Here is an 11924-nt window from a genome sequence, read left to right as displayed (position 1 = left end):
ACAAGTCAGGCAGAAATTTGAACAACCTCTCCTGTTTCAACGCTACGGCTAATCGCCTCCAAAACGCGCATATTCTGATAGGAATCCTCAAGGCTGGAATGCGGTTGCGTCCCTTCTTGCAACGACTTTGCCCAATGTTGCATCTCTTCGAGATAGCCGGGTCTACCAATACCATGATATGCGGTGTTGAGATCCCACGTTTCAGTCGGTGTATCAGCGTAACCGCCCCCCTCACCGAGCCATGTCGGCATACGGTAACGGCGCAATTGGCGCGTTTCCAACACCTGAATTGCTTGATTGCCAGTGCCTTTGATGAAAACCATCGCTTCTAAAACGGGACCAGTGCCGAGGGTCATCGTCCCGATGCCGCCGTTCTCGTAGCGGAGGTTCACAGATAACGACACAGTGCTGGATGCTGTATCAACCGTCCCCGTCGCATAAACTTCACTGACTTGTCCCATAAAGAAACGCATACAATCGGTCGGATGGATTACTTGATCAAGCATGAAGGGCCACGCAAACGGGGACCCCGCCTCCTGAAGCCGCGGACCTGGGGCGAGATAGCGTGTATGATACTGGCATGCCGCACCGAACTCTTCTTCGTCCATCAGCTGCTTGGCAATCTGGTGTGCGGGTGCATGCCGCCACATTGTGCCTACCATGCCTGTCTTACCGGTTTCATTTGACGCATCAACAAGCATTTTCGCGCCTTCAGCAGTAGTCGCAGGAGGTTTCTCAGTGTAGATGTGATACCCGCGGCGGAGACAAGCAATACCGATGTCTCGATGGAGTTTATCCTCGGGTCTACCGACAACAGCGACTGCGTAGAGATCCTCATTTGCAAACATCTCGTTGTAATCCGTATAATGACGGAGTGCCCCGAACTTTCGGGCATTGGATTCTGCTTTTTCTTTAACGAGGTCACAGGTAGCGACGAATTCAAACGCCGGCACCATCGGTATACACTGCTGCAATTGCGAAGACATGCCACCACAACCGATAAAAGCAATTCGGATTTTATCCATAATGTATATATTCTCCAATTCTTTCGTAGGAGTGAGCCCCAGCTCGCGACCTCCCACTGTATCCTATTCAAAAAGTTGGGCAACTCGACAAGAAAACCCCGGCACAACATCCTCACCGGTAAGTGTATCGGTACCCCTAAACACCTTAATGTCTGTTTTAGAACGATATACTGTTACTGTTTTCATGACAGATTCAACAACCCATACCATTTGGGTGCCGGCATCCAGATAGGCTTGGACCTTTTCGGAGACGCGCCATTGAACATCTGTTGGCGAGACGACTTCGGCTTTTTAATCCTCCTTACAAACTATGCTATGCCTAATAGGTCTGCCAACTCGTTAAAATCATTGGCAACCAAGTCAGATGGATGCGCAGTCACTTCCTGAACCCTACCGGGTCCATACTCCAATGGACGTGGGACGAGTGCCGTTTGAAAACCGACGGCTTGGGAGGCACGGAGATCACCAGGATGTGCGGCGACCATCATGACTTCATTCGGAGATAAGCCAAGTAGGGCAGCAGCGGTCTCGTAAACTTCGGGGTCTGGTTTATAATGCCCCGTTAATTCGGCAGAAAGGATACAGTCCCACGGAAGTTCCCCAAATTTTGCCATATTCGTTAGCAGTGCGACGTTGCCGTTAGAGAGTGTAGCAACAACATATCGCCTGCGTAACCGCGTTAAGCCACTGACAGCATCGGGCCACGGCTTGAGCCGATGCCAGACCCGATTCAGATGGTCTGTATCGGCTTCAGTCAAGCCAGTAATATTAAACTCATCAAGAAGATCATCCAAAATCAACCGATGCAGTGTGTCAATGTTCTGCCACGGTAATTCACCCTGTCGCACCTTATTCATTGCGGGTCCGTATCCGGCACGCCATTTCAGAGCAAATTGTGCCCAATCAATATCAATACCGTGGGTCTCTCCAAATTTTTCACCCTCAGCGACAATTGAACCATACCAGTCTACAACTGTGCCGAAGACATCGAAAGTAAGTGCCTTGACTTCAAAGGGAGTGCTTTGCATTGTGTTATGTCCCTATGCGTGATCTGAAGGTTTGAAAACAAAGTGGCTGGTTCTCCTGTTTAATCCATCTCACATCATACACCAATTTATCCCAATTGTCCACTGAATTGTTTTATAAAAAAGCACTCTGGCGTGAGATTGGACGCCAGAGTGCAAAAAAGATTATATATTTCAAGCCTAAAGATTATCAGTCATAGGCTGCCCGATAAGGTGCCAAAAACTTTTGAAGCTGCCGAATCGCAGCATTTTTGCGGGAGGCAACGGTGCCAATCGGACATTGGACGATCTCAGCAACTTCTTGATAAGATAATCCTTGAAGTTCTGTTAGCCGAAACACGACTTGGTGTTCTTTCGACAGTTTATTGATTGCAGTCTGAATCGCCTCATAAGTCTCTTTGGCAATGAGCAGTGCCTCTGGTGAACAGTGTGTGTCTGCGGTAGCAACAACGATTGGGTGAAAGTTTTCATCATCATCTCCATAGTGTACATCCAATGATTCTATTTGAGGTTTCCTTTTCTCTTTTGCCAACTGCTTCAAACAGAGGTTTTTGGCAATGTGATAAAGGAAGGTTCTGAATTTTGCGATTGGGCGGTACGTTGGTACGCAGCGCCATAACCGTAGAAACGTCTCTTGACAAAGATCTTCCGCAAGCGGCCGGTTCTTAACGAACCGATAGATAAAGTTTAAAGTGTTTGCGTAATGACGTTCGGTTAGAATTCGGAATGCGTCTCTGTTTCCGTCTTTCACAGAGAGCATCAACTGCTCATCAGTCTGTAACATGCTTGTCTCCTCAAAGAGGAGCGTATCAAGCGAAGGCGCGCAACCCTCCCTTCCTTCCATAGTGGAGGATGCCTGCTTGTTCACTCCTCGGTCTGTGCCTTCTCCATAATCGAGTCTTAATCCAACAACGGAACGCACTGGCAGTGTTAAATGCCCGCGCTTTCAAGGAGGTGCGGTCTCCTAAATTACAATCTCGCACTTTTCCTCCGGTCCCGCTACTCCATACACTCTTTCCAATTCTCCAATCGTGAGGCATTGCCTCTGCTAAACATAAAACGTATTGACGCATTTTGTAACCTCTCCTTTTTAGGTTAAATCATCAGATAGGGACAGTATTTAACCGCCTTTTTTATTTCACCATAAAAAACTATTAAGAGTTTAATCCATAGATTCGGAAAAAATTCATTTAAAATTAAAAAAAATACTTAGACCGCTGCTGCCACGTTCGGAGATATGTGTAGAGATATTCCTTACACCCGAATTGGATGAAACGGTTCCAGTGACAATGAAGGTTTCCCAGTCGTGAGGAGTTCCGCTATAACCTGCCCAGTAATGGGTGCGAGAAGAATCCCGTTTTTGAAATGTCCGGACGCCAAGACGACGTTGTCGTATCCGGGTAGATAGCCGAGAAGGGGACCTTTTCTGGCGTACGGACGCAAACCTGCCCACGTTTGGACAAAGGTAGCCTGTGCCAACTGAGGTGCAATAGCGAGCGCTGCATCAATCATCTGCTTGGTGCCCTCAACCGTTGTGCTTTTGTCATAGCCGACGAATTCGACTGTTGCACCGAGCAGGACCTTGCCGTCTGCTCTCGGAACGATGTAGATGCCGAGTCCATCAATTGTCCGCTCGAAAAGCGGTGGCATCGCTTCAATGAGGACTATTTGTCCCTTCGCGGGTCCAATCTGCATTGGAACACCAAGGTCCGCAGTAAGTTCACCTGCCCAACATCCGTTAGCAATCACAAATGTGTCAGCGTATAAGGTTTCACCGTTCACAACAACCCCAACAACACGGTCACTTTCTCGGACAAAGCCGGTGACAGGATTTCCCAATTGGAATTTCGCCCCAAATTTCGCTGCACCCTTTGCGAGTGCGGTCACCATCTTCGGGTTGCGTACCTGTGCATCTTCGGGAAACAGCACCCCACCGACAATTGATCGCGAAAGTGCTGGCTCTAATTCCCACGCTTGCTCGGATGTCAAGACTTCGGTTGAAAAACCGTTTTTTACACGGCGGTCCGCGAGACCGATGAGTCCTGCTGCTTCAGTTGGATTGAAGAATACTGAGAGCGTTCCAGCCCGAATGAATTCAATATCTATCTGCGTCTCTGCGCGGAGTTCTTCCGCTAACGCCGGGTAGAGGGCAAGACTGGCGCGACAGAGTTCTGGATACGGCTCATGTGTTGAGGCGTGTGAGGTGAGAATCCCTGCACCTGCCCATGAGGCTTCTGTGCCGACGGCAGCAGCTTTGTCAATGAGAAGCGGTTGGATATCTCGTTTAGCGAGGTTGTAAGCGATAGCACACCCGATAATGCCCCCGCCGATAACGATGACATCCGCATGATTTCGACTCAAGTTAGTCCTCCGATTTGGGGAAGTGTTGTATTCGGAAAGAAACTCGCAAAGACGACAATAATTAATAGTTTAACACATTATGTGCCCGTTTTCAATTGGACTTGGCTTCAGTTTTTGGACGATATATGTTTCCTTTTAAGGAAAACGCCTTCGTAAAATACTAACAACCAACAACTAATAACCAAAAACCACTCAACTGTTTATACATATTTTCGGATGCACTTTTCTGAGACACAGAGAACCTCGAAAAAAACAGCGTTATGAGATAGACTTTAGATTATGGTTTGAAATTTCAACGAATTTCGTGTATAATTATCATAGACAGACCAAAGTGAACTATCTCAAATTCGGTGATGGGAAAAATAAAAAGGCACGCCTAATGTGAAAGGTTTTTAAATGATCCTTGGAAAAGTTACAGGGACAGTCGTCGCGACGCAGAAAGATGAAAAATTGATTGGCAGTAAGTTGATGGTTGTCCAAGACGTAGATTTAAATGGCGAAGTCGACCGAAAATATACGGTCGCCGTGGATGCGGTCGGTGCGGGTATTGGTGAGATTGTGCTTGTTGCAACGGGTAGCTCAGCACGGCAGACCAATGTGACCAGCAACAAACCGGTTGATGCCGTCATCATGGCAATTGTTGATACCATAGAAGTTTGCGGAAAAGTGCGGTATCACAAGTAGTAAATGGAACGAGAGATGGAACGGGAACGTATCCGCGCCGAAACCCTCCAACGTCGCGATGGACTCGCGCAAGAAGTCCGATCGGTACTTAGCCGAAGGATCATCAACTTCCTTGTCAGTTGGATACAGAACGAAGATTTCGATACTGTAATGCTCTATCTGAGCATGAAAAGTGAAGTGGAAACGTTCAGTTTGTTGGATATCTTGCTTCACCAAGAGAAGATAGTCTGTGCACCTGTAGTAGATACACACCAGTTAGAACTCACGCCTCGCCAGATTCGGAACCCCAAAACAGAACTCGTTCAGCACCGCTACGGTCTGTTAGAACCGAATGCGGCCTGTCCAATTCTCCCAGTCTCGCAGCTACAGCTCATCATTGTCCCCGGTATCGCTTTCGATGCTAACGGCTATCGCCTCGGATACGGTAAGGGTTTCTATGACAGGTTCCTCACGAAGTGTCCAGATGCTGTTAGGGTAGGATTGGCGTATCAGGTGCAGATTGTTGAAGATACATGCCCGCAAACGTGGGACCTCCCCGTACACTACATTTTCACAGAGAAGGGTATAATAGATGGCAGCGATCAGCCATCAGCAGTCAGTTAAGAGGTTTCCACGTAACAATTCACCATATTTTTCGGCTTTATGATAACTATTTATGGTAGATTTTAGAATTAATTGGACGCTCTGCCCCGGCGAAGTTAGGAAACCTTGAAGAAATCCGCAGAAACACCCCACGGAATGCCACACGCGCATTCCGTGTTGATTCGCAAAGACCCTACCGGGGAGGAGAGGATGTTTATTTATTTTCAGGATCCACCATGGCATCAACAAAGGGTCTGAGTTTCTCTATAGTCTTCGGTCCGATACCTTTGACATTTTGGAGGGCATCCACACTGGTGAAATCACCGTGCTGTGTGCGATGGTCAATAATTCTTTCCGCCAGTCGCTCACCGATGTTAGGAAGGGTTTGGAGTTCTTCCGTAGAGGCAGTATTGATATTGAGAAGCACGGGTTTGTTCGATATAGCAGATTTTGTTGTGCGATCTTGCGGGTGTTCCGTGTTCGGCACAGCAATTAGATCCGGTTCTCCGAGAAATACGGCTGGTGCGAACCGCCGCACTCCCCAAAAGCCAGTTCCAGCCAAAATCAGTATCACGAGTAAAGTCACCGCTTTCCAATAATGGCGTTCAAGAGCATCTTCCACGCTATTCATCTCCGCTTTCCTCAAGAAGAAGTATCTGATTCGCAGCGACACCGCTGATTAACTGTTCGACCCCGTTTTGCCAACGAACTACAACACTGTCTACATGTTCATAATCACCTATTCCGAAATGAAGCGTGAGATCCCGTTGCGAGAGATAACCATCTCCACTCTGTACCTCACGTACCTGTGTAAGTTCGCCGGTCGTTACCTTAACACGTGTGCCAATTGCATCCGTAGAACCGTTCGCTGCGATCAAGCGAATCTGTAGATAGTTCTTTCGGTTACCACCGTCGTTACGGAGCAGTCGAGGGGGCGCGTTGGAATTTGTTACAACAATATCAATATCGCCATCTAAATCGTAGTCTGCAAAAGTAGCCCCACGGCTTACGTCTTCCAACTTCATACCAGTACCGAGGGCTTCAGAGGCCTCAGTAAAAGTGCCGTCCCGGTTATTTTTGAAAAGGAGATTACGCTGCCCGTAGGTGCCTTCTTGTCCGAGTTCTGCAAGATTTTCGTGCAGATGCCCGTTAGCGACAAAGAGATCTTGATACCCATCGTTATCATAATCAATGAAGGCGGTTGCCCAACCGAGGTATGGATAGGTAATCTGTGCTGTTTTTGTGGTGGTAGTTGCGTCTGTGAAAAAACCGTCTGCATCGTTACGATAGAGGGTATTTGTCTGGTCAGCATAATTGGTGACAGTGAGATCAAACCATCCATCGTTATTCCAATCGCCAAATGCGGTTCCCATACCGTTTTCAGGGGCACCATCCTCACTGAGCGCAATACCCACCATGAAACCGATCTCCTCAAAAGTGCCATCACCGTTATTGCGGTAGAAAAGGTTCTCTGTAGAATCATTTGCGACGTAAATATCAAGTGCCCCGTCGTTATCATAGTCGCCCCAGACAACGCCTAACCCCTTGCCAGTCGTATTGTAAATTCCGACAGATTTGGTAACGTCAGTAAACGTGCCATCACCATTATTGCGATAAAGCGTATCGGATTGGGCAGGGAAATTATCGGGTTCACAATAGGCACGAATCCCCTTCTCTTTCAGTCCACACCATGGATTCTCGGCGATATCAAAAACGATGTAGTTGACGACGTAGAGATCAAGGTTGCCATCACGGTCATAATCAGCGAATGCACAACTGGTACTCCAACGCGGCTCGGTCACGCCTGCGGTTTCGGCGACCTCCGTGAACGTGCCGTCCCCGTTGTTGCGATAGAGCCGATTCATGCCGTAGTTCGTGACATAGAGATCCAGGTGACTATCGTTATTGTAATCGCCGACAGCACATCCGTGTCCGTAACCGGTATCTCCGACTCCGGCTATTTTGGTAACATCCGTAAAGGTGGCATCACCGTTATTGCGATAGAGTCGATTGGTTGGAATTTCTGGAGGGACATATCCGGGGAGTGGCGCGCCGTCAACGAAATACAAATCGGCATCACCATCAGCATCATAATCAAAAAAAGCGGCACCCGAACCGAGCGTCTCCATAAAATATTTCCGTCCACTTCGTCCATCTGTGTGCTTCCAGTGGATACCCGCCGCCTGTGTTACATCAACAAACTGAATACCTGTGTCCGCTGCTGCAGGTGAAGTTGCATCACTTGGTGCAAAAATCGCGATGAGGACAAGTAGACAGATATTTATACCTTTATTTTGTCTTTTCATCTGCCTCCTTCATTTTGGTCAAGGTCTGTCGAAAGGCATCGTTTTCAGGATCCATTTCGATTGCAGTCTGAATTGCTTTTAGGGCGTTTTCACGCTTGCCTGCTTGAAAATAAGCCAAAGCGAGTGTGTGCATATACTGCGGTGATTGTGTAAGGTGAAACGCTTTTTCAGCGTGTGCGATAGCATCCTGCGACTCGATCCCTTGCAGAATGTAAAGTCGCGCTAAGGCGTTCAGTGCATAGTGCGCCTTGGCATCCAACGCTAAGGCTGTCTGAAACGCCGAGATCGCCTTCGGAAACTTCCCGTATTTCGCATAAACAAGCCCAAGTTGATACTGTTTCAGCGGGTTATTCGGTTCAATGAGAATGGCGCGTTCGCGGTCTTCAATCTCCTGTGCGATCGCGTTGAGGCGACAGTAGATTTCCATCGCCTGCTTTCCCTCTTCAGGTCGTTTGAGTCGGAAGAGTGCTTGGGCGAGGTTATAGTAGGCACCGACGTGATCGTTCTGTTGTGCAATAACTCGCTGGTATTCCATAGCGGCACGTTGGAATTGACGCTTTTTCGTGAGAACCAAGCCGAGGCAATACCGTGCGGCAGTAAACCGCGGATCGTGTCGGACAGCCTTTTCTAAAAGCGGGAGTGCCTTATCCAATTCCCCCTGTTTTTGATAGATAGCACCCAAGTTCCCATTTGCCATAGAGAGGTTGGGGTCTTGTGCTAAGGCAGCTTTGTAATAGCGGATTGCTTGTCCCTCCTGTTTGACGGCTTCATAACAAGAGGCGAGATTGCTCATCGCGGCGGTGTGGTTGGGGGAACGTTTAAGGCTTTCCTGATAGGCTTCAATCGCCTCTTTATATCGATCCGCCTGCTGATAGGCAGAGGCGATACCCAACCATACTTGCAATGATTCGGGGTGCTTTTGAATAAGGTCTTGATAAACCCGGATAGCGTCATCAAAGCGTTCGGTTCTCGCGTAGAGCAAGGCGAGATTGGACTTAGCCTGAACCAGATCAGGGGCCATACGCATCGCGTGTGCAAGTGCCTTCTCAGATGCGGGAAAGTCACCGAGTTGGAGGTAAACTGTGCCTAAAGCGGCGTGTGCTTTGGCAAAGTCTGGGTTTAAATCAACAGCGCGATGAAGATATTGGAGTGCCTGTGGATATTCGCCTTGCCGTGCGGCTTGCATAGCGCGGGCGTAAAGGTCTTGTGGGGTTTGCGCGACAGCATCACACACAGCACCCACTATAACGATTAGAAAACAGGCAACGAACGATATACCCTTTGACAACATAGATGTTATCCTCCGCTACTAATTTTAACGTGAGAGGGTATATTGCGTCAAGGGTTATTCTTCCGCCCATAGACGAAAGATGTCATAGGGCTCAGGGCGAGCAGGCCGCAAATCTCGCCAGCGGGAGTGGAGGGTATTATTTTTTCAACCCTATAGGGGTGACATCTCTGTAGAAATGCGCCCCCCCAAAATTCACGGTCCCCGTACGGGCGGCATTTGCAGGAAACTTCAACGAAATATGTACTCCCCTGATGCTTATAAAAGACGGAAGGACTTTTTTTGGGAGTTACGCCGGGTCGGTGTCCGCATCGGTGCCTTGATGTTTCTGAAGGGCTGCCGCCTTATACGCAGCAACCAACTCTTTTTCAAAATCAATCCAGAGCTCGAGCCGCCGCCAACGAGACACCGTCGAATCTGTGACCTTGAAGTGGGACGCAATCTCAGCATTGCTCCGCCCCTTGAAAGACATCTCACAGGCTGCGAGAATCCTGCCTTTTGAATTACTACGCATCTTCCCCTCCTCTTCAGCCGCCTTTGCCGGTTGGCTGTTATCCGTTGTGAACCGCGTCCATTGGCAGTGTCGTCCCAGGTCTTTAATAAAACGTAGCGATGAGAGTGTCGACGGTTCTCATCGCTACATTAGGTTTGGTCAGTTCCGCGCGTTGCGCGCATGGCCCCCTGACCGCCAGCATTTAGTTTGAATTTAGGAGGTTAATGTCGTCCTAAAAAGACAGGGTGAGTTTAGCGTCATCCCAGGACGTGCCGATTAGCCGTCAGCACGCTTCACTTCGTTTCGCTTTCAGCCGTCAGCCATCAGCAAAGACGCAAGCGTTATAAAGTAGGGGTAGGTCTTGTGCCTACCTTCGTGGATACCCACCGTTGCGTAGGGGCAACCCTTGGGGTTGCCGCCTATCTTTCTGATCGCTGAAAGGATTGCGTAGCAATCCGCCCTGACCCCTGACGGCTATTTGCTATTTCAAAATCACCATCTTCCGCAGCGGCGACATTTCATCGGTTTCCAACTGGTAGAAATAGATTCCACTCGCCACGCGTTCACCGAATGCGTTCCGACCATCCCAATACGCCGCACGACTCCGAGAGGTATAGTAACCCGCCGATTGATGACCCACGGTCAACGCACGCACCAACACGCCTTGCGCATCGTAGATGTTGATTTTCACATCCGTGCTTTCCGCCAAGTGATACGGTATCCACGTCTCCGGGTTGAATGGGTTCGGATAGTTCGCCAACAACACCGTCTCGTCAGGACGTGCGGATGCCAACAAGTGTTGCAGATACAACAACGCACGCTGCGCCGCAATCGACGCATCACTTGATGCCAACAACACCTCAACCTGTTCCTGCACCCGATCAAAGTCGATATCAAGTGCCTTCATATCAATCGCAAGCGTCGGGGCAGCGACATCGTCGTCGAGGTTACCGAGAACGAGGATAATGTCGGTTACATCCACCATGCCGTTGCCATCCACATCTGTGCGTGGATTCGCGATGTCTGCACCGCTCTGTCCGATCGCTGCGGCAACTGCCCGCGTATCGGCGTTATTCACCGCACCGTCGCGGTTGATATCATATCGCGAGAAAGTCGTCTGATCGTTGTTCGTCTGTTGCGTATTCCGAGTCCCTGGAGTCGCCACGGCAGTCGTGCCATCGGTCACTGCAATGCTCAACGCAATACCTGTCGGACCCATCAGACCCGAAGCAACGTCTCGGACGAACTTACCCGCAAGGTTGGAACGTTGAATCTTACCGGCACCCTTCGTCCAGTAAATCTTGTTGTCCGCAGAATCCACAGCAAGCGAGGTCGGCACACCCGAGGCGAAGGTCTTCAACGCCTGCGCGTTAGACCCGTCAAGGTTCGACCGATTCAGACTCCCGCTGCCGTCAGCGTTCCGTTCTATCCAGTAAACCTTCCCTTTCGCAACGGAAAGTCCTAACGGCTCGCCTAAACCTGTAGCGATGTTCTGGATCGTTAACTGTGCGTCTGTGAGATCAATCCGACGGATCCTGCCGATAGACTCCGTCCAATACAGATGTCCATTAGAGACGACGATCGTCGGGTTGCGAAGGTTCTCCAACACGTTCGTCAACTTCGTGCTACCCGCCGTCTGCATGCTCTGGATACGCCCGCGTGAGTTCGCCCAGTAGAGGGTATCGCCTGTAGCGTCAACGGTAATCCCGCGTGGCACAGCAGTGATCGTCTTTAGCGTCCGGACGTTGCCCCCGTTCAGGTTCGCACGCCGGATGTCGCCGCGGTTCTCACCCGTTTGCACACTCAGATACAAGACGTTATTTGCCGCATCCACAGCGACGTTCGTAATCCCCGTAAGATTGGGGGCGAGACTCTCAATCTCGTCGTCAACGAGCCTGTAGAGTTTCCCTTCGTTTCTGCTAATCCAATACATCGGGGGACGTTGTGAAGCGTTGAGCAGCACCTCTGCCCCTGACGTGGCTTTGAACGTAACGGGTGACACGCCTGTCACGCTTGCGCGGACGGTGTTCTCGCCGGGGTCATCGCCGAGTGTGAGTGTCGTCTGTGCGCGTCCGTTATTGTTGGTGGTGGCAGATGTTGGAGACACGCTCCCGCCGCCTGCGGTGACTGAAAATGACACACTTACCCCAGAAACAGGAT

The 11924-nt window shown here is 49.6% G+C and carries 11 protein-coding genes and 1 pseudogene; 2 read left to right on the top strand and 10 right to left on the bottom strand.

Features of this window, described 5'->3' with window-relative positions; all coding sequences use genetic code 11:
• Window positions 1–5: 5 nt before the first annotated feature.
• The 5 genes and pseudogenes from OXN25_06480 to thiO all read right to left on the bottom strand — a co-directional run bounded on the left by OXN25_06480 (window position 6) and on the right by thiO (window position 4411).
• Window positions 6–1025 carry a Gfo/Idh/MocA family oxidoreductase gene (locus OXN25_06480; protein MDE0424493.1) on the bottom strand — a complete coding sequence of 340 codons (1020 nt, stop codon included), beginning with the start codon at window positions 1023–1025 and terminating at the stop codon, window positions 6–8.
• 63 nt (window positions 1026–1088) lie between these two features.
• Window positions 1089–1298 (bottom strand): annotated as a pseudogene (locus OXN25_06475) (Uma2 family endonuclease).
• A 35-nt stretch (window positions 1299–1333) separates the two neighbouring features.
• A complete protein-coding gene (locus OXN25_06470; protein ID MDE0424492.1) occupies window positions 1334–2053 on the bottom strand; it encodes a haloacid dehalogenase type II in 720 nt (239 codons plus the stop codon).
• Between the two features lie 187 nt (window positions 2054–2240).
• On the bottom strand, window positions 2241–2834 hold the full coding sequence (locus OXN25_06465; protein MDE0424491.1) for a sigma-70 family RNA polymerase sigma factor: 594 nt from the start codon (window positions 2832–2834) through the stop codon (window positions 2241–2243).
• A 470-nt stretch (window positions 2835–3304) separates the two neighbouring features.
• Window positions 3305–4411, bottom strand: coding sequence for a glycine oxidase ThiO (gene thiO, locus OXN25_06460; protein MDE0424490.1), 1107 nt, complete (start codon window positions 4409–4411; stop codon window positions 3305–3307).
• Window positions 4412–4807: 396 nt separating this feature from the next.
• On the opposite strand from thiO, the gene OXN25_06455 reads away from it, so the two are divergent.
• A complete protein-coding gene (locus tag OXN25_06455; protein MDE0424489.1) occupies window positions 4808–5095 on the top strand; it encodes a EutN/CcmL family microcompartment protein in 288 nt (95 codons plus the stop codon).
• Window positions 5096–5110: 15 nt separating this feature from the next.
• The gene (locus OXN25_06450; GenBank protein MDE0424488.1) at window positions 5111–5698 is read left to right on the top strand and encodes a 5-formyltetrahydrofolate cyclo-ligase; all 588 of its coding nucleotides are present in this window, start codon (window positions 5111–5113) and stop codon (window positions 5696–5698) included.
• A gap of 193 nt (window positions 5699–5891) precedes the next feature.
• Here the strand turns inward: OXN25_06450 and OXN25_06445 are convergent, their stop codons facing one another.
• From OXN25_06445 to OXN25_06425, 5 genes are all read right to left on the bottom strand, one after another.
• Complete coding sequence (locus OXN25_06445) at window positions 5892–6308, bottom strand: helix-hairpin-helix domain-containing protein (protein MDE0424487.1); 417 nt, start codon at window positions 6306–6308, stop codon at window positions 5892–5894.
• Window positions 6301–7983 carry a CRTAC1 family protein gene (locus OXN25_06440; GenBank protein ID MDE0424486.1) on the bottom strand — a complete coding sequence of 561 codons (1683 nt, stop codon included), beginning with the start codon at window positions 7981–7983 and terminating at the stop codon, window positions 6301–6303. Before OXN25_06440 ends, OXN25_06445 begins: the two co-directional genes overlap by 8 nt.
• Entirely contained in the window at window positions 7967–9274 is a 1308-nt protein-coding gene (locus OXN25_06435) for a tetratricopeptide repeat protein (protein MDE0424485.1), read from the bottom strand. Before OXN25_06435 ends, OXN25_06440 begins: the two co-directional genes overlap by 17 nt.
• Before the next feature lie 286 nt (window positions 9275–9560).
• The gene (locus OXN25_06430) at window positions 9561–9785 is read right to left on the bottom strand and encodes a hypothetical protein (GenBank protein MDE0424484.1); all 225 of its coding nucleotides are present in this window, start codon (window positions 9783–9785) and stop codon (window positions 9561–9563) included.
• Between the two features lie 460 nt (window positions 9786–10245).
• The coding region (locus OXN25_06425) for a T9SS type A sorting domain-containing protein (GenBank protein MDE0424483.1) at window positions 10246–11924 on the bottom strand (1679 nt) is incomplete at its 5' end.

It is taken from the genome of Candidatus Poribacteria bacterium, from assembly GCA_028820845.1.
GTDB lineage: Bacteria > Poribacteria > WGA-4E > WGA-4E > WGA-3G > WGA-3G.
This window is presented reverse-complemented; position numbering and strand designations above follow the sequence as displayed.

Bases quoted from the DNA above. Each gene is read 5' to 3' on its own strand.
- OXN25_06450 (MDE0424488.1), top strand. From the start codon at position 5,111: ATGGAACGGGAACGTATCCGCGCCGAAACCCTCCAACGTCGCGATGGA.
- OXN25_06455 (MDE0424489.1), top strand. From the start codon at position 4,808: ATGATCCTTGGAAAAGTTACAGGGACAGTCGTCGCGACGCAGAAAGAT.
- OXN25_06480 (MDE0424493.1), bottom strand. From the start codon at position 1,025: ATGGATAAAATCCGAATTGCTTTTATCGGTTGTGGTGGCATGTCTTCG.
- OXN25_06465 (MDE0424491.1), bottom strand. From the start codon at position 2,834: ATGTTACAGACTGATGAGCAGTTGATGCTCTCTGTGAAAGACGGAAAC.
- OXN25_06445 (MDE0424487.1), bottom strand. From the start codon at position 6,308: ATGAATAGCGTGGAAGATGCTCTTGAACGCCATTATTGGAAAGCGGTG.
- OXN25_06470 (MDE0424492.1), bottom strand. From the start codon at position 2,053: ATGCAAAGCACTCCCTTTGAAGTCAAGGCACTTACTTTCGATGTCTTC.
- OXN25_06430 (MDE0424484.1), bottom strand. From the start codon at position 9,785: ATGCGTAGTAATTCAAAAGGCAGGATTCTCGCAGCCTGTGAGATGTCT.
- OXN25_06440 (MDE0424486.1), bottom strand. From the start codon at position 7,983: ATGAAAAGACAAAATAAAGGTATAAATATCTGTCTACTTGTCCTCATC.
- OXN25_06435 (MDE0424485.1), bottom strand. From the start codon at position 9,274: ATGTTGTCAAAGGGTATATCGTTCGTTGCCTGTTTTCTAATCGTTATA.